Below are 18,046 nucleotides of genomic sequence, written 5' to 3' on the forward strand. Positions count from 1 at the left end.
GGGGTGACCTTTTCTGCAGAGGGCGGGCCCGGGGCATCCGTCGCCGACCCCGACTCGACCGCCAGCCGCGCCCACGTGTACCGCGGCCATATCTTTCACGTCGCCGGGGCACCGACCGTGCAGCAGGCCCACGACCACCTCGTGTCGCTGCCGGCTGGCGCCCTCGTCACGAGCACGACGGGCACCATCGCCTGGGTCGGGGAGTTCGAGGCGCTGCCCGCCGAGTTCGCCGCCCTGCCGGTGAGCCGCGCCGGGTTCATCGTGCCGGGCTTCGTCGACACGCACGTGCATTTTCCGCAGACCTACACGACGGATGCCTACGGCGGCGGCCAGCTGTTGGAATGGCTCGAGACCTGCATTTTTCCGGCCGAGGCCGAGCTCGCCGACGCGGCCTTCGCCGCCCAGGTCGCGCGGGACTTCACCCGCGCCCGCATCAACGCCGGCACCACGAGCGCCCTGGTCTTCGGGTCGGCGTTTGCGCACGCGCAGGACTCGCTCTTCGAGGAGACCCGCCGGGCCGGACTGCGGGTGGTGAGCGGCCGCGGCATCCAGACGGTCGGGTCGCCGGCCGCCCAGGCCCTGCTCACGAGCGAAGCGGATGCCCTGCGGCTGGCCGAGGAGGAGATCGCCCGCTGGCACGCCGTCGACACCGGCGACCCGACGACCGCACTGCTGCAGGTCGCGCTCGTGCCCCGGTTCAGCCTCTCGGTCACACCCGAAACCCTCGCCGGTCTCGGCGCCCTGTACGAACGCGTCCGGGACGACGGCGTATATTTCCACAGCCACCTCAACGAGAACAATCGGCCGATCACCGGCGAAATCGATGCCGTGAAGGCGGTGTACGGGGTCGACACCTACCTCGACACCTATGACGGACTGTTCCTGCCCGGATCGACGCGCGGCGGGTCGAGCCTGCTGGGGCGGCGCAGCATCCTCGCGCACGCGGTGCACTGCACCGATGCCGAGCTGGCCCGGCTCGCCGCGACCGGGTCGTCGATCGCGCACTGCCCGACCTCGCAACAGTTTCTCGGATCGGGCACGATGCCGTGGCTGCGCACGATCGCCGCGGGCGTGACCGTGGCGATCGGCACGGATGTCGGCGCCGGCGACGAATGGCTCGTCTCCCGGGTGCTCAACGACGCCTACAAGACACACCTGTCCGAGCCCGGCGACGACGGCGTCGCCATCGACCCGGCCGCGCTGCTGTTCACGGGTACCCTCGCCGGCGCGCGGGCCCTCGATATGGAGGCCCGCTACGGCAACTTCGACCTCGGCAAAGACGCAGACTTTCTGTTGATCGACCCCGAGGAGTGGCCGCCGCTTTCCCGGGTGCTCGAGCACGGCATCCGTTCGCCTGCTGCTGATTCGGCCGGGCAAGCGGATGCCCCCACGCCGGCCGAGCAGACCCTGTTCGCGCTGCTGATGGGGTTGCGCGAACCGGCTATCACCGGCGTCTACGTGCAGGGTCGCCGCGTGCAGGCGCCCGCCGCCGACTAGCCCCCCGCTGCGGGCAGTTCTGCACCCCGGACCGCACCCCAGGGGGCGTTCTGTGACACTTCGCCCACGAGGTGTCACAGAACGCCCCCTGAGGAGAAATTCCCCCCGCGAAGTGTCAGAGATTGCCCCTTCGCGGGCCTCCAAGGGGCGTTCTCTGACACCTCACGAAGGCCAAGGGGCCATCTGTGACACTTCACCCACGAGGTGTCACAGATGGCCCCATGGTGGGCCGACACGCTGCCAGGGCACGCGCGGCATGGGGCGTTCTCTGACACTTCGCCCGCGAGGTGTCACAGAACGCCCCTCGAGGCACGAGGTGTCACAGAACGCCCCCTGAGGAGGTCAGCTGCCGCGGTAGGTCGAGTAGGCGAACGGGCTGAGCAGCAGGGGAACATGCACGTGCGCGAGCGCCGGGTCGGCGGGCAGCTCGATCGACACGATCACTTCGGGGTACAGGGTGGGCGTGGCGGTGCGGGCGAAGAAGCTGCCGGTGTCGAAGACCACGCGGTAGCGGCCGGGGGCCAGCGCGGCCGGGCCGAGGTCGGCGAGGCGACCGTCGGCATCCGTCACCCCCGATGCGAGCCAGACCCAGGTGGTGGTGCCGTCGGTGGCGCCGAGCTGCTCGAGCGACACCGGCACACCGACGGCCGGCCGGCCGGTGACCGCGTCGAGAACGTGGGTGGTGATGGCGCTGCGGGCGCTCATTCGGCCCGCCCGGCGAGGGCTTCGAGGCGCAGCAGGGCGATGTCGCGCAGCTCGTGGGCCACGATCACGGCCTCCTCCTCGTCGGACAGCCCCAGGCGGCGGTGCAGTTCTTCGAGGATCTGGGCGCGGGTGCGGCCGGCGGCGCGGATCAGGAAGACCCGGCCGAATCGTTCTTCGTACGCCCGATTACCCTCGAGCATGGCCACCGCAAGGGTTTCGTCGCCGGCGTCGGCCGAGTTTTGTTCGGCGCGGGAGAAGCGCTGCGCCTGCTCGGGTGCCGCCACCGGGACTTCGCCGATGCGCGGATGCTCCTGCATGGCTTCGTCCACCTCGCTGCGGGTCAGCGAGAGGGCCGCGTCGCGGGCGACGTCGAGCAGGTCGGCGGTCGAGGCGTAGGGGGCGTGTGCGGCGACGGCATCGATCCAGCGGGGCACGGCGAGGCAGGCGTGCAGCGGCTCGCGCAGTTGTTCCGGCGAGAGGGTCAGGAGGGACGGGGACATACCGTCAGCTTAGGGCTGGCGCGGGAGGGCGGCGGTTACCAGGGAACTTCGAGCTCGTCGAGGTCCTCGTAGGCGCTCGTGATTGCGGCGATGCGGGTGCGGCTCTCGCGCACGTGCGCGCCCATCGCGCCGGTCGCGAGCAGGTTGACCAGGCTCATCGCGGCGGCGTAGCTGTCGAAGGCCGAGACGCTGTCGATCGGGCACTCCAGCCAGTGGGTGGCCTTGTCGCTGTGCCGGCGCGCGGAGGAGTCCGCGATCAGCACGAGCGGCACCCCGCGGCGCTGGATCGCCTGGGCGAGCTGCGCGAATCCGGCGGCGCGGCGGCGAAAGCCGAACAAGACGACGGCATCGCGCGGCCCGAGCTCGGCGAGGTCCTCCCCGATCGACTGGCCCGGCACCGGGCCGAGCGTGACCCGGTCGCGGGACTGCATCAGCTGCTCCCGCAGGTGCAGCGCGAGCGGATAGCTGTTGCGCATGCCGATCACGAGCACGTGGCGGGCCGAGGCGATGAGCCGGGACGCCTCGTCGAGCCGGCCGTCTTCGACGCCAACCAGCATGCGGCGCAGGTTCTCCTGCTCGGCCTCGACGTGAGCGGCGAGCCGCGAGGGGGTGCCGGCCGACGCGCCGGGGCCGCCGACCGGCGAGCCGTAGCTGCGCAGCGCCCGGGCGTGCTCCCGCACCTCGGCGGAATCCTGGAAGCCCAGTCGCCGGAATAGTCGTGACACCGTCGCTTTCGAGACCCCGCTCAGCCGGGCGAGCTCGGAGGCGTTGTACACCGCGAGGTCGCTCAGATGGTCGAGGATGAAGTCGGCCGCCCGCTGTTCCTGCGGGGACAGCTCCCCGTATTGGCCGTCGATGCGCTGGCCGATATTCACGACCGTCATGGCGAGTCCGATCCTTCGGCACCGACCGGCACGGCCTCGGCGCGGTACTGCTCGAACAGGTCGAGAACGGCGGCCTCGAGCGCGTCTATGGCGCGGGCGACATCCGCTTCGGTGACGGATTCGTCGGGGTGGTGGCTCACTCCCCCGGCGCAGCGCACGAACAGCATGCCGATCTCGGTGACGGCGGCGAGGGCCATCGCGTCGTGGCCCGCCATCGAGAAAAGTTCCGGGGGTGCGGCGGCGTCCGGCTCGGCGCTTTCGGTCGAGCGGATGCCCGCAGCGACGACCCCGCGCATCCGCTCGCTGCAGTGCGCGGCCGAGGCGGAATGCGTCTGCTCCCAGGTGACCTGCAACCCGCGACGCTCGCTCATCGCGGTCATCGCCGCCTTGATGCCGAGCCACGCGGTGTCGCGGGCGTCGTCGAACTCGCCGCGCAGGTCGAGGCTGAATTCGACGCGACCGGCGATGACGTTGACGGCGTCGGGGAACACCACGAGGTGGCCGACGGTGGCGATGAGCCCGGTCGGGTGTCCGGCGTCGCCGCGGGCGATGCGCTCGATCGCGAGCACGGCCTCGCTCGCGCCGGCGAGGGCGTCGCGGCGGCGGGCCCAAGGGGTTCCGGAGTGGCCGGCGGCGCCCTCGACCACGATCTGGAAGCGGCGGGCGCCGGCGATCGAGGTGACGACCCCGAGCGGAAGCTCGGCCTCGTCGAGCACCGGGCCCTGCTCGATGTGGGCCTCGAGGTAGCCGACGAGCTCGGCCGGGGTGCGGGCGGCCGCGCCGACGGCGGCCGGGTCGAGGCCGAACGCGAGGTAGGCGTCGTGGAGGGTGACGCCGTCGGCGTCTTCGAGGGTCCACCAGTTTGGGTCCCAGGTTCCGGCGACGGCGCGGCTGCCGAGCAGGGTAGTGCCGAAGCGGGTGCCCTCTTCATCGCCGAAGGCGAGCACCTCGAGGGCGACCGGACGGTCGGCGGCGGGAACGCTCGCGGCGATGCGTTCGGCGACGGCGAGGGCGATCAGCACCCCGAGGATTCCGTCGTAGCGCCCGGCGCTCGGCACGGTGTCGAGGTGGGAGGCGAGCAGCAGCGCGGGCAGTCCTTGCCGGTGGCCGTCGAGTCGGGCACACTGGTTGCCCGCGGGGTCTTGCCAGGTCGTGAGGCCGGCGGCGCGCATCCACTGCCCGGTGCGGGCATTGACGGCGGCGTGCTGCGGCGAGAGGTAGACCCGCTCGATGAGTCCGTCGGGCAGGGCCGAGTGGGTGGCGAGTTCATCGCAGCGGTTCATGACGACGGATGCCGCGGTGCTCGCGGGCGGGCCGCCCGCGATGGCCGAGCTGCGGGGCGTGATCGGCTCCGGGCTCATACCGTGTCCCGGGTGGTGGCCGCGGCGCCGAGATCGGGGGTCGCCGCGACGACCGAGCGGGCAGCATCCGCGGCGTCGGCCTGAGCAGCGTCGGCGTAGACGTCCCAGGCGGCGCCGACCCCGCCGCCGCCGGTGACCGCGGCGCCCTGGCGGCGCAGAACCTGTTCGAGCGCGGCGAGCGTCGTCATGACGGTGTCGGTGCGGGCGTTGAAGCCCATGGTGCCGATGCGCCAGACCTTGCCGTGCAGCGGCCCGAAGGAGGTTCCGATCTCGATACCGAAGTCCGCGAGCAGCGAGCCGCGCACGGCGTCGCCGTTCACGCTGTCGGGGATCTCGACGGCGACGACGTTGTTCATCTTGTGGGAGACATCGCCGAAGACTCCGAGGCCGAGGCCCCGCACCCCGGCAAGCATCGCCGCGCCGTGCAGGCGGTGGCGTTCGATCGCTTCGGGCATGCCCTCCTCGACCAGCAGCCGGGCGCACTCGCGGGCGCCGTAGAGCGCGGTCGTCGCTTCGGTGTGGTGGTTCAGGCGGCGCGGGCCCCAGTAGTCGAACAGCATCGCCAGGTCGAAATAGTTCGAGCGGATGACGCTGTGCCCGCTGGCCAGGCCGGCATCACCGCTCTCGCGCAGCCCCGCCTCGACGCTGCGGCGGGCGGTGATGACCTCCACGGCCTGCGGCGAGAAGGTCGACGGCGCCGACCCGGAGGGCCCGGCCAAGCATTTCTGCAGGCCGGCGGTGACGGCGTCGAGGCCCCAGGCATCCGCTTCGAAGGTGTTGCCGCCGAGCGAGGCGGTGACGTCGGTGTAGAACAGCACGCCGTGGCGGGCGCAGATGGCGCCGAGCTCGTCGAGGGGCTGCATCACGGTCGTGGAGGTGTCGCCGTGCACGATCGCGAGCAGTTTCGGGCGGGTCTCGCGAATAGCCTGCTCGATCGCTTCGGGGGTGAAGACCTGGCCCCACTCGATCTCGCGCACGTGCACTTCGGCGCCGGCACGTTCGGCGATCTCCCGCAGCAGGTGGCCGAAGCGGCCGAAGATGGGCACGAGCACCCGGTCGCCGGGTTCGATGAGGGAGACCAGGGCGGCTTCGATGCCGGCGCGGGAGGTGCCGTCCACGAGCAGGGTCTGCTCGTTCTCGGTGCGGAAGACGCCGCGGTAGAGCTCCTGGGTTTCATTCATATAGGCCGTCATCGACGGGTCGTACTGGCCGACGAGCTGCGCCGACATGGCCCGCAACACGCGGGGGTCGGCGTTGATCGGGCCGGGGCCCATGAGCAGGCGCGGCGGCGGGTTGATCGGCAGGCGTGACGGCCGCGGCGTGCCCGCGGTGGTGATCGGTCGCTCGTTCATCTGTTTCATCCCCTCAGGCTGCTGAAACAGTTGTTTCATCTAGCTAGTTTACGCAACGAACGTTTCAGGCAGGTTTCAGGGGACTACGGATGCGCTCCGGATGCCGCCCGGCCCAATCAGCGCCGGGCGCGGTCGAGGTTGAGGGTTTCGCCGGCGTAGACGACCGGATCCCGCGGGTTCGGGCTCCGGCCGGGATTCAGGTAGAAGATGTCGTCCACGGTCACGCCGAAGCGCTCGGCGATCACCTCGAGCGCGTCGTCGGGCGCCACGCCATAACTCGTCGGCACCCCGTCGGTCAGGGCGACGGTGCCGGCGGCATGGGTGCGGGAGCCGGCATCCGTCGGGTCGAGGCCCGAGCGCAGGTCGGGGAGCGTCCAGACCAGGGGCGCGACCGCGGCGACGGATGCGAGGCACTCGGTGTCGCCGGGAACGTTCGGGCGGGTGAGCACCGCGTTGCCGAAGTGGCTGGGATCCCCCGTCTCGTCGCCCAACACGAAATCCTGCGTGGGCTCGGTCGACACCTCGCCGGCGGAGAACCGACGGCCGCTGTCGAAGCACTCCGTGTCGGCGGTGACCGACGGCGGGCCGAGCAGCAGCGTCAGAGGGCCGGGCTCGTCAGAGGTGAAGTCCGTGAGCCGCATGGTGAAGTAGCCCTCGTCGGTCGCGAACCCCTCGGTGCCCCCGAACCCCTCGGTGCCGGTGGCGGCCGAAATGGTCAGCACGCCGGTGGTGTCGCCATCGGCGGAGGCGAAGGCTCCGGTGCCGATGACCTGGCCCGGGGCTAGGGTGGCGGGCTGTGCGGTGGTGTCCGTTGCGGCATCCGTCGTCGACGTAGCCTCGGGCGCCGAGACGGATATCGCGGCGCACCCGGTGAGCACGAGCGCGGCCCCCAGCGCCACGGCGAGTGACAGTTTCGGGCGCGCACGCTGGGACAGATCGTGTGGTGTGGTCGTGAGTGTGGTCATGTTTCCCCCTTGGCCGGAGGCTAACAGCCACGAGCGCCGGGGTCGAGTTCGCGAGGCGTCGCAGGTGGCCCCTCAGCGCGTGGGGCGGGCGTGAGTGGGCGCAAATGGCCCCTTGGCCCTCGCGAGTGGGCGCGAATCGCCCCGTCAGCTCGATCCATGGGGCCATATGCGCCCACTCACGAGACATGCCGCCCGCCCAAGGGGCCATTTGTGACCACTCGCGGGCGAAGTGTCACAGCTGGCCCCTTGGGCGACGGTGGCGCACGCCGTGAAGCGGTGAGACCCCAAAAAAGCACCGGCACGGGCCGCTGCAGCCATGCTTTTCGGGGTCTCAGGCGACGGATGCCCCGGGTCCGCGGGTCAGGCCGCGAGCGTGGCCGCGAAGCGGGCGGCGACGTCGACCAGGGCGAGGTCGCTGTGGCGCGGGCCGACCAGCCCAAGGCCGAGTGGCGCGCCGGCCACCTCGAGCAGCGGCGCCGACACGGCCGGGTATCCCCCGATCGCGGCGAGGCAGGTCATCGACAGGGTCGCGGCGCGGGCGGCGTCGACCTCGGCGGCAGACGCACCGCGATCGGGCGCGGTCGACGAGGTCGAGGGCAACAACAGGATGCGCCCCTCCAGCGCCGCGTCGAGGGCGGCACGGTGCGCGGCCAGGGAGGCGCGGGCATCCGTCATCTGGAACGGAGTGACCCGGGAAGCCGCGTCGAACCGGGCGGCGACGTCGGCGCCGAGGGCTCCCGGATGCGCGCGCACCCAGGCCCCGTGGGCGCTCCAGGCCTCGCCGGCCTGCACCGTGCGAAAAGCGGCGAACAGCGCGGTCAGGTCGCCGACCTCGATGATCTCGGGGGCGGGCAGCACCCCGGCCCGCTCGAGCAGCGAGAGGCCGTCGACGAACGCCGCCTGGGCGCCCTCATCGGCGGCGAAGATCAGCGGCACGGCCACGGCGAACCGCGCGGGCGCCTCAACCTGCAGCGACGCCGTCGCGCGCAGGCCGACCTCGGCGACCCGCTGCAGCAGCTCGGGCGTGCCGGTCAGCCAGCCGACCGTGTCGAAGCTCGGTGCGAGCGGCAGCAGGCCGGCCCGGCTGACGGCGCCGTGGGTCGAGCGCAGGCCCCAGAGTCCCTGGTACGAGGCGGGCACCCGAATGGATCCGGCGGTGTCGGTGCCGAGGCCGATGCTCGCATGACCGAGCGCGAGCGCCGCGGCCGGTCCGCTCGTCGAGCCGCCCGGCAGTCCGCCCGGCACCCGCGGGTTCGGGGCGGTGCCGTAGTGGGCGTTGACGCCGGCGACGCTGTAGGCGAATTCGTCGGTCTGGGCGATTCCGACGACGGATGCCCCCGCCCCCACCAGGGCGGCCAGCGCCGCCGCGTGGCTCGGCTCGGGAGCAGCCTCCCGCAGGTATTGCGGGTTTCCGGCGCCAATTGCGAACCCGGCGACGGCGTAGAGGTCTTTCACGGCGATGGTCTCGCCGGCGAGCCGACCGTGCGGCTCGGTCGTGCCGGAAACCAGTGGGTTTCCGAGCACCCGCCAGACGCTGGTATCGAAAGGGCCGGTCATGAGGAGGCCTCGGCCCGATCCCGTACCAGCCCCGCGCCCACGAAGTCCGCGACCCGAATGCGCGCGTGCACCCCGGTGACCAGGTCGACGACCTGGGAAATATTGAAGTCCGTCGCGGCACTGAGGTACGCGTAGGCGAGGGCCGGTTCCATGCCGTAGCGGGCGCCGAGCAGCGCGATCGCGGCCCGCACGCACTCGCGCATGGCCTCGTCGAGGTGCTCGTTGAGCCCGGTCGGCACGAGGAATTCGGCCGTTTCGGCGAGGGGGCCGGCCAGCGCGCCGAAGCTCGCGAGGGCATCCGCTGCCGGAATGACGTCGAAGCGCACGGTGACGCGCAGGCTCGCTTCCATCGCGGTGAGGGCGACCTCGCCGTCGCCCTGGGCGAAGTGCGGGTCACCGACGTAGGCGAGCGCGCCGGGGACCTGCACGGGCAGGTAGAGCGACGACCCGACCGTCAGCAGGTTGATGTCGATGTTGCCGCCGTGCGCGCCCGGCGGCACCGAGTGTGCGCGCTGCTCGCCGGCCACGGCGACGCCCATGATGCCGAGGAACGGATGCAGCGGAAACCGCACCACGCGCTCGCCGCCGGGAACGAGCGGCAGGGTGCCGACGAGGGTGCCGGCGGGTTCGTGTTCGCTGCCGTCGGCGGCGTCGACCTCGGCGAAGATGCTCACATTGTCGGAGCCGAGCGGAAACTCGCCGGCCAGGGCGCCCTTGCCGTGCCGGTTGGAGATGATGCCGTACGGCACCCGCGGAATCGCCTCGATCAGGGTCATCTTCAGCAGGTCGCCCGGGCGCACCCCGCGCACGTGGATCGGGCCGGTCACGACGTGCGGGCCGTCCACGCGCGGATTGCGCGAGAAGTCACTCGCCGCGAGTTCGACGGCGTCGTCGAGCACGTTCTCGCGGTCGACGCCGTGGGCGCCGAAGAAGGCGGCCGGGTTGCGGCCCTGGTCCTCGAGCACGCCCTCGTGGCTGATCGTGTCGATCGTCACCTCGGTGCCGGCGTCGATCGTGAGCACGCCGACATCGCTCGCGCAGGGCAGCCGCCCCCAGAACACGGTCTCGAGCGTGGCGGGCAGATAGTGCTCCGAGCGGATGGTGCCGGTGCCGGGCTGCAAAACGTCGCGGAATGAGATGGCGGGCCTCCCGGGCGGCCGTCAGGGAAAGTGTGGGTGCGGGTTGTGCTGCGGGTGTCGCGGGCCTGCCCTGCTCGTAGGTTATCGCCCGGCGGAGTCGCGTCGGGACCACACGGGTTCGCTCAGCAGCCTACGCGGACCGGTCAGCAGGTTTCGAGCACCGTGGTCATCGCGACGCGGTCCTGCTCGGTCAGGCCCAGCTCGTAGGCCACAAAAACCGGCACCAGCTGCTGCACGTACCAGCATTGCAGGCTGGTGTCGGCGGGCAGATCGTCCCAGACCACGCGCTGGCCGAGGTCGTGCCGGTCGGAGACGTCGGGGTACACACCCGGCAGCCAGTCGCTCGGCAGCGAGTCAGACTTCGACCCGTTTTCGGAGCCCTTCACCGCGAGCAGGTTAATCGGATCGTTCGCCACGGCCTCGCGCTTCTCCTGGCTCCAGGCCTGTCCGCCGGTCGCGTAGACCGCCTTGAGCGGCAGCAGGTGGTCGATCTGCACCTCGCTCGAGGTGTCGACGCCACGGGTGAAGCTGATCGTCTCGCCGGTGTACGGGTCGAGCAGGGTGCCGGTCGTCACGGTGCACTCGCTCAGGTTCGAACCGGCGTTGAGTCTGATCGCGGTCAGGTCGCGGGCCAGAACGTCGTTGCGGGCGTCGCATCCGTTGTTATCGAAGTCGTACGACCAGGCATCGCCGAAGAGTTGGTCGCGCGCCCCGGCGTAACTGCCGTCGTCGACCCACTCGGTCTCGGGCAGGGCCGCGACGGTCGCGAGGGTGGCCGCCGCATCTGGGTCCGGGTCAGCGTTCGGGGCAGCGGATGCCGCGGGCTGGCTCGTCGGCTCGGGCTCGGCGAGCAGATTGCCCACCAGCGCGAGGGCGACGACCAGCCCCGCGAGCAGGATGACGGGAGCGCGCAACTTCTTGGGGACCTGTCGACGCGCCATGCCCCCAGTCTTTCATGGCGTCAGTCTTTCACTGCGCCGCGGCCGGGTTAGGCCAGGTAGTCCCCCAGGGAATCGAGGGCGCTGTCCCAGCCGTCGTAGAAGAACCCGTCGCCGGCCGATCCCTCGACTCCGCGCAGGTCGAAGGTCAGGCGGGTGCCCGCGGATACCGACTTTGATTCTGACGACGGCTCCAGGGTGATCGTGACGACAGGAGTGGCCTCGGGGTCGCCGTCGGGCTCGCCCCAGGTGAAGACGAGTCGTTCGTTCGCCGTGAGTTCGCGGTAGATGCCCGCGGTGACGACACGGTCGCCGGTGTCCTCGTTCACCATCGTGTAGGTGTAGCGACCACCCACCTGCGGATCGACGGCGACGGCGTCGCGCGGAGTGGTGGCCCCCCGCGGATGCCACCACTGCGAGATCGCGTCGGCGTCGGTCCAGGCCGTGAAGATCTGCTCGGGGGTCGCCGGATAGGTGCGAACGAGAGTGAAACCCTTGGTGGTGTCGATCATGGTGGCTCCTTCTGCGAGTCGGATTCGCGCGGCGTCGTCGATGCCGCTGCGTCCTACGATAGGCACCATGACTGACAGCACAAGTGACGCCCCGGCAAGCGCCGTCGCCGGGCTGGTGCTCGCGGCCGGCGGCGGCACCCGCTACGGCTCGCCGAAGGCCGTGGTGCGGGGCGCCGACGGGATTTCCTGGCTGCTGCACGCGGTGCAGACACTAGCGGCAAGCGGATGCTCCCCCGTGCTCGTGGTGCTCGGCGCCGCCGCCGACGAGGCCGAGGCGCTGGTGGCCGGGGCGCTGGTGGCCGGGGCGCTCACAACGCCCGTGATCCTGGTGCGGGCGCCTGACTGGGCCGAGGGCCTGTCGGCATCGCTGCGTGCGGGACTCAACGCGGCGGGCCGGCTGGCGGATTCCACCCGGGCGATCGCGGTCATTCCCGTGGATGTTCCCGACCTCGATCTGGCAACCGTTGCCCGAGTGCTCAACGAACGGGAAACTGCCCTCACGCCGGACACGCTCAGGCAGGCCGTTTTTGGCGGGCGGCCGGGGCATCCGGTGCTGATCGGGCGTGCACACTGGGCGCCACTGGCCGCGGGGCTGACCGGCGACCGGGGTGCGCGGCCGTACCTGGTGGCACACGACGCGCAGCCCGTGGAGTGCGCGGACCTGTCAAGTGGCGTGGACGTGGACACCCCCGCGCCACCCGTCCCCCGCGCCCGCTGAGGTGCGGACTTCGTGCCTTCACAAGCTCAACGAAGGCACGAAGTCCGCACCTCAGGGGCAGGGCATTCAGGGGCAGGGCACTCAGCGCGCGACGGGCAGGGCCTCGAGCGCCTCGAAGGCGCGCCTCGGGCCGGCACCGCCGAGCAGCGTGCTGCCGCGCAGCGACGTGCCCAATGCGTCGAGCCGAGCCCGCGGATCGGGGGCGAGGCTGAGCATCCGCTCAATGGCGACTCGAATGTCGGCAGCGGATGCCGCATTCGGGTCGAGCGCCACGCCCACCCCCGCGTCTTCAAGCGCTGCCGCTCCCGCGAACTGGTCGGTCGAGAAGGGAAGCAGCACGAGCGGAACGCCCGCGGTCATGGCCTCGGTGACGCTGTTATTGCCGGCGTGGGAGACCGCGACCGCAGCGCTTCGCAGCAGGGTCACCTGCGGCAGGAAACCGCGCACGAGCCAGGAGTCGGGGATCGGACCGAGTTCGCTCGGGTCGGTCGGGCCCGTCGCCATCGCGACGCGCACTCCCCGCCCGTCGAGGCCGATGAGACGCAGCGCCTCGGCGACCCGGGCGAGCACGTCACCGCGCACCGCGAGAAAGCTGCCGAAGCTCACGTAGACGACGGGCAGATCAGAGCCAGCGATCCACGCCTCGACCTCAGGGTCGGAGGCCTCGTCACGCACGGCAGAACCGAGGAACCGGTGCGGCGGCAACAAGGCGGTGCGCGCCGGGTCGTGCAGCTCTTCCGGGTAGTTCAGCAGCAGCACGTCGCCGGTCTCCTGAAAGACATCGGTGCTCGGCGGTGCGCCGGGGTCCAGAATGGCTAGAGCGGCATTCCACTGACTGGTGAAGGACTCTCGAACCGCCTCGCACAGGGTGCGCAGCTCGGCCAAGTCCCTTGCCGTGGGCTCGAAGACGCCGGGCCAGGCGGGCGGGTAGCCATAGACCTCACCGGCCACGGGCAGGGCCGAAGGATGCCCGAGCACAACATCCGCGTGCGGCACCCCGGCCGTGATCAGCCCGAGCCGGGCGCTGAAGGCGAGGTGGTCGACGATCACCCGGTCGGGTCGCACCTGCTCGACGAGCAGCTGTACCGTGCGGGCGATCTCGACGGGGTTGTAGAGCAGGTCGCTGCTGCGCGCCTCGGCCTGGAAGGTGAGGGTTTCGACCATGCCGCGGCGGGTCGCGTCGAAGAACCCGCGCAGGGCATCGTCTTCGCCCTTGGGCTGGTCTTCGGCACGGATGGTGCCGGGGTTCGAGCCTCGACCGAGCTGTAGGTTGACCCGTTCGAAGCCGAAGGCGGCGACGATGTCGGCGGTCGCCGGACCGGAGGCGACGACCACGCGTTCGCCGGCGCGCTGCCACTCGGTGCCGAGGGTCGCGAGCGGGAACAGGTGCGAGGCGTAGTCGGGGCTGATGATGAGCAGGGTCATAGGGTCCTCAGGAAGCACGTATCGGGAGCACGTATCAGGAAGCAGGTATCAGGAAGCAGGTATCAAGATGCGCTGAGCGCCCAGGCGAGCGGCTCGTTGGCGGCGGCGACATCACGGTAGATGCCGGTCAAGGCCCGCGCCATCGCCTGGATGGTGAAGTTGTCGGCGACCATGCGGCGTGCCCGCTCGGCATAGTCGGCACCGAACGGCCCCTCCGCCAGATCGAGGGCGGCGGCCATGGCAGCGGCCAGCGCGGCTTGGTCTCCGGTATCGACGAGCAGCCCGGTCACCCCGTCCTCGACGTAGGTCGCCGGGCCGCCGCCGGCGGGGGCGACGACGGTGAGTCCGCTCGCCATGGCTTCGAGCACGGCGAGGCCGAATTCTTCTTTGACGCTCGCGCAGACGTAGACGCCGTGCGAGGCCGCGAAGCCCGGCCGGCCGACCCGAACCGCGGCGAGCCACCGGGCGACGGTGTCGTTGCCGCGGTGCCCGGCCAGCAGCAGGCCGTGGGCCGCCGCGGCGTCAACAGGAACCGCGCCCGCCATCAGCTGCAGCTGCTGCTGCTCATCGGACGACGGATGCTGCAGGTCGCCCCCCACAATCAGCACATTGACTCGCGCGCGCAGTGTCGGGGTGGTGGCCCAGGCGGTGACGAGCGCCGCCATGCCCTTCACCCGGTGCAGCCGGCCGACGCTGATGATGAGCGGCAGGCCGCGGCGCTCGGGCGGCAGCGTGGCGAGCAGGGCGTCGAGATCGCCGAAGTCCGCCGCCGAATCCGCCGCCGCGTCGGCCGTGGCTTCGCCTCCTGCACGAACAGCGTCGGCAGTGGCTGTGGCGGTCGAAGCGGCAGCCGAGGCCAGGGCATCCGCTCGTGACTGCTCGATGACGGCGAGGTCGATGCCCTCGGCGATCACCGAGTGTCGTTCCGGGTGTGCGGTCACGTCGATGCCGACGAGGTCGCGCATGTCGCGCTCGAGTTCGGGCCGGGGAAACAAGACGGTGTGTTCGGCGTCGGCGGCGAGGCGCTGCACGAGGCGGGCGCGAAACCAGAAGTGCTCGACGGCGTCGACGGTGCCGAAGTTGGCGTGGCTCAGAGCCCCGGAGTGCTCGAGCGAGTTGATGACGGCGTGCGGGTCGGGTGCGACGGTGAACACCACGGGAATGTCGAGCTCCCGGGCGACGGTCGCGGCGGCGAGGCTGCCGACATCCGCCATGCGCAGGTGGATAGCGTCGACGGTACCGGCGGCACGCAGAATGCGACGGATGCCGCGCTGCGCGGCGATCCGACGGGGCCAGGCATCCGCGGCAGGCATCGGGCCGCCCGGGAACGGAACGGCGGCGAAGGAATGCCCGGCGAGGGTCGATCCGACCGTGGCCAGGCCGGTCAGCGCGGCGTCATAGCCGCCGCGGGAGATGGTGATGACCCGCTCGACCTGGTCGTTCGGTGCGGCGTAGGCCTGATTCGCACCGCGGGCGACGAGCGCGTCGCCGAGGCGCACAAGCAGGGTGGCGATGCCGCCGTTGTCGCCGGCGCCGACCTGGGACAGTTCGCCGTCGATGTCGGCGTGGAGAAACAGTTGGGCCACGGTCAACCCCTGGCTCCACGGCGGCCGCGGATAGGACGGCACGGTCAGGTCGAAGAGGGCGAGCCGGGCGACAGCGGCGAGCTCGTCACTGCCGAACGAGAGGTTCGTGACGATGCTGAGGCCGGCCTCGGTGCTCGGCCGGTCGCCGAGGGCGGCGACGGCGGCGGCACGCACCACGGGGGGTTCCGCCTCGGCGGCGGCGACCCGGCGCAACAGGCGGTCGGGGATGCGGCCGGCCACGAGGCCGATGGTTTCGACCAGGCGCGCGCGGGCATCCGCTTCATTGATACCGATCAGGGCGCCTTCGAGGGCGAGGGCCACGGAGTCGGGCGCCGAGGCGCCCCACTGCTCGAGGGTGCGCTGGGCGAGCATGCCCGAGAATCCGCCAGCCGCGACCAGGCGGATGAGGCCGGCGATGGCGTCAAGCCGGGGCAGCCGCGAGCCGAAGGCCCAGGCGGCGTGCTCGCGCAGGTAGTCGGCGTCATGGCCGAGCAGGGCGACGAGCGCGTCGTCGGCGGTGTCGTCGAAGACCTGGCCGAGGGCGTGCACGGCCGCGATCGCGGTGAGCTGGTCGCTGGAGTCGACGGCGGCCCGCGCGAGCAGGCGCACGGCCCGGGTGCCGCCGTCACGGCTCGCCGCGATCGTCAGCGCGTCGGCGGCACGCATTCCGTCGAGGATGGTGGCGGTGCGGAGTTCGTCCAGGGCGGTGAGGGGTCCCACGCGTGTGCTCCTCCCTGCGGATCGCTCCGCAGCGTCAATTCGTGCTGCACAAAGAGGTACCTCGAGAGAAGTACTTCGGTAAGTAGGTTACTAGGAATACTACTTCTTGGCATTCTGTGTCACATCATGATTCGGAGTGGATCTCAAATCGGTTTGGCGCGAGTTCCGGGTCATCATTGCATGACCCCCTGACATTTCGTTGCACCCGATCGAAAGCGGCCGCCGTGAGTTTCACCGCCCCACCCACCTTCACCACCCGCCCCACCCTGCAGGGAACCTTCGGCATGACCGCGTCCACGCACTGGCTGGCGACGGCGACCGCCCAGGCCGTGCTGGAGCGCGGCGGCAACGCCTTCGACGCGGCCGTCGCCGGGGCGTTCGTGCTGCACGTGGTCGAACCGCACCTGAACGGGCCCGGCGGCGACATGACCGGAATCTTCGCCACGGCCGCGCACCCCGCCAACCCGATCGTGCTGATGGGCCAGGGACCGGCGCCGGCCGCCGCGACGCCCGAGCACTACCGCTCTGAGGGCCTCGAGCTCGTACCCGGCTCGGGCGCCCTCGCCGCGGCCGTGCCCGGCGCGGTCGACGCCTGGCTGGTGCTGCTGCGCGACCACGGCACCTGGGAACTCGAGCCGGTGCTCGCGTTCGCGATCGGGTATGCGCGCCGCGGGCATCCGGTGCTCGGCGCGGTGTGCCGCACGATCGGAACCGTCAGCGCGCTGTTCGCGGAGCACTGGCCGACCTCGGCGGCGCACTGGATGCCGGGCGGCCGCGCGCCGGTCGCCGGCGAACTCGTGGTCAACGAGGCCTGGGCGGCGAGCCTGATCCGGCTGCTGCTGGCGGGCACCGGCACCACCCGGGAGGCCCGCATCGACGCCGTGCGCCGCGAGTGGCGGGACGGATTCGTGGCCCGCGCGATCGTCGAATTCCAGCAGACGCCGCACCGGCATTCCTCCGGCACCGATCACGCGGGCGTGATGACGGATGCCGACCTGTCCGCTTTCGAGGCCGGCTATGAGCCCGCGACCACGATCGAATTTCGAGGCCACACCATCGCCAAGACCGGGCCCTGGGGGCAGGGCCCGGTGCTGCTGCAGATGCTCACGATTCTCGACGGCTTTCCCGACGAGTGCCTCGACCCGTCGACGGCACTCGGAGCGCACACGATCCTCGAGGCCGAGAAGCTCGCCCTCGCCGACCGGGATACCTATTATGGGGACCCGACCGACGTCGACCCGGCCGAGCGCCCCGTGCCGATCGCGCACCTGCTCTCCGCCGAGTACGCCGCCGAGCGCCGCGCCCTGATCACCGACCGCGCCTCGCGGGCGTTTAGGCCGGGAACAGTGCCGGGTCACACACCATTCCTGCCGCCGATGCGCACCGAGTATCGGCCGCCCGCGCGGGCCGGAGTGGGGCATCCGTCGACCGGTGATCTGGCGGCGCAGCAGGCCGGTGTGGGCGAGCCCACGGTCAGCGACAACGGGGTCACCCGAGGCGACACCTGCCACATCGACGTCGTGGACCGCTGGGGCAACATGGTCTCGGCGACGCCGTCGGGCGGCTGGCTGCAGTCCTCGCCGTACATGCCTGAGCTCGGATTCTGCCTCGGCACCCGCCTGCAGATGACCTGGCTCGAACCCGGATCACCGTCGACCCTCACGCCCGGCCGGCGCCCGCGCACGACCCTCACCCCGACCCTGGTGCTGAAAGACGGGGTGCCGGTGACGGCGCTCGGCTCCCCCGGCGGCGACCAGCAAGACCAATGGCAACTCCTGTACCTGCTGCGCACCCTGGTCGGCGGGTACACGCCGCAGCAGGCGATCGATGCCCCGGCGTTCCACACGACCTCGTTCCCCGGGTCGTTCTGGCCGCGCACCTGGACCCCCGGCGGCGCCGAGGTCGAAGACCGCCTCGGTGAGACGGTGATCGCCGAGCTCGAGGAGCGCGGACACGTCGTGACCCGCACCGGCGACTGGACCCTCGGCCGCCTGTCCAGCGTCGGACTCGACCCGGAGACGGGCGTGATGACCGCGGCCGCCAACCCGCGCGGCGCTCAGGGCTACGCCGCCGGCCGCTGACCTCGTGGCGAGCTCGCCACGAGCTCGCCACGAATGTCGGCCGGTCGCCATCGAACCAGGCGAGCGAAGGGGCCATCTGTGACACTTCATGCACGAGGTGTCAGAG

The 18,046-nt window shown here is 71.3% G+C and carries 15 protein-coding genes; 3 read left to right on the forward strand and 12 right to left on the reverse strand.

What is annotated here, in order from left to right; genetic code table 11:
• The first annotated feature begins 3 nt into the window (after positions 1-3).
• A complete protein-coding gene (locus D6T64_RS11240; protein WP_233551088.1) occupies positions 4-1,497 on the forward strand; it encodes an amidohydrolase family protein in 1,494 nt (497 codons plus the stop codon).
• 342 nt (positions 1,498-1,839) lie between these two features.
• Here D6T64_RS11240 and uraH read toward each other — a convergent pair whose 3' ends face one another.
• The 10 genes from uraH to D6T64_RS11290 form a co-directional block, all read right to left on the reverse strand.
• Entirely contained in the window at positions 1,840-2,202 is a 363-nt protein-coding gene (gene uraH, locus D6T64_RS11245; protein ID WP_119974763.1) for a hydroxyisourate hydrolase, read from the reverse strand.
• Positions 2,199-2,702 (reverse strand): 2-oxo-4-hydroxy-4-carboxy-5-ureidoimidazoline decarboxylase, encoded by a 504-nt coding sequence (gene uraD, locus D6T64_RS11250; protein ID WP_119974764.1) that lies wholly within the window; start codon positions 2,700-2,702, stop codon positions 2,199-2,201. Before uraD ends, uraH begins: the two co-directional genes overlap by 4 nt.
• 35 nt (positions 2,703-2,737) lie before the next feature.
• Complete coding sequence (locus tag D6T64_RS11255) at positions 2,738-3,586, reverse strand: MurR/RpiR family transcriptional regulator (RefSeq protein WP_119974765.1); 849 nt, start codon at positions 3,584-3,586, stop codon at positions 2,738-2,740.
• Positions 3,583-4,947, reverse strand: a complete 1,365-nt coding sequence (locus D6T64_RS11260) for an allantoate amidohydrolase (protein WP_119974766.1) — start codon at positions 4,945-4,947, stop codon at positions 3,583-3,585. Before D6T64_RS11260 ends, D6T64_RS11255 begins: the two co-directional genes overlap by 4 nt.
• Complete coding sequence (locus D6T64_RS11265) at positions 4,944-6,221, reverse strand: pyridoxal-phosphate-dependent aminotransferase family protein (protein WP_119974823.1); 1,278 nt, start codon at positions 6,219-6,221, stop codon at positions 4,944-4,946. The genes D6T64_RS11260 and D6T64_RS11265 overlap by 4 nt, the downstream gene beginning before the upstream one ends.
• A 194-nt stretch (positions 6,222-6,415) precedes the next feature.
• On the reverse strand, positions 6,416-7,264 hold the full coding sequence (locus tag D6T64_RS11270) for a LysM peptidoglycan-binding domain-containing protein (RefSeq protein WP_119974767.1): 849 nt from the start codon (positions 7,262-7,264) through the stop codon (positions 6,416-6,418).
• A gap of 360 nt (positions 7,265-7,624) precedes the next feature.
• Positions 7,625-8,821 carry an amidase family protein gene (locus D6T64_RS11275; RefSeq protein WP_119974768.1) on the reverse strand — a complete coding sequence of 399 codons (1,197 nt, stop codon included), beginning with the start codon at positions 8,819-8,821 and terminating at the stop codon, positions 7,625-7,627.
• Positions 8,818-9,942, reverse strand: a complete 1,125-nt coding sequence (locus D6T64_RS11280; protein ID WP_377011376.1) for an acetamidase/formamidase family protein — start codon at positions 9,940-9,942, stop codon at positions 8,818-8,820. Before D6T64_RS11280 ends, D6T64_RS11275 begins: the two co-directional genes overlap by 4 nt.
• 161 nt (positions 9,943-10,103) lie before the next feature.
• Positions 10,104-10,901 (reverse strand): HNH endonuclease family protein, encoded by a 798-nt coding sequence (locus D6T64_RS11285; protein ID WP_119974770.1) that lies wholly within the window; start codon positions 10,899-10,901, stop codon positions 10,104-10,106.
• A 47-nt stretch (positions 10,902-10,948) separates the two neighbouring features.
• Positions 10,949-11,410: an SRPBCC family protein gene (locus D6T64_RS11290; RefSeq protein WP_158594863.1), complete on the reverse strand. Its 462-nt coding sequence runs from the start codon at positions 11,408-11,410 to the stop codon at positions 10,949-10,951.
• 67 nt (positions 11,411-11,477) lie between these two features.
• Here D6T64_RS11290 and D6T64_RS11295 point away from each other — a divergent pair, with 67 nt between their 5' ends.
• On the forward strand, positions 11,478-12,128 hold the full coding sequence (locus D6T64_RS11295; RefSeq protein WP_119974772.1) for a nucleotidyltransferase family protein: 651 nt from the start codon (positions 11,478-11,480) through the stop codon (positions 12,126-12,128).
• An 81-nt stretch (positions 12,129-12,209) separates the two neighbouring features.
• Here the strand turns inward: D6T64_RS11295 and D6T64_RS11300 are convergent, their stop codons facing one another.
• Positions 12,210-13,553 (reverse strand): glycosyltransferase, encoded by a 1,344-nt coding sequence (locus D6T64_RS11300; protein WP_119974773.1) that lies wholly within the window; start codon positions 13,551-13,553, stop codon positions 12,210-12,212.
• Between the two features lie 62 nt (positions 13,554-13,615).
• Positions 13,616-15,859, reverse strand: coding sequence for a glycosyltransferase (locus tag D6T64_RS11305; RefSeq protein ID WP_119974774.1), 2,244 nt, complete (start codon positions 15,857-15,859; stop codon positions 13,616-13,618).
• Between the two features lie 224 nt (positions 15,860-16,083).
• On the opposite strand from D6T64_RS11305, the gene D6T64_RS11310 reads away from it, so the two are divergent.
• On the forward strand, positions 16,084-17,940 hold the full coding sequence (locus tag D6T64_RS11310) for a gamma-glutamyltransferase family protein (RefSeq protein WP_119974775.1): 1,857 nt from the start codon (positions 16,084-16,086) through the stop codon (positions 17,938-17,940).
• Positions 17,941-18,046 lie beyond the last annotated feature (106 nt).

The organism is Cryobacterium melibiosiphilum (assembly GCF_003602235.1).
Taxonomy (GTDB): Bacteria; Actinomycetota; Actinomycetes; order Actinomycetales; family Microbacteriaceae; genus Cryobacterium; species Cryobacterium melibiosiphilum.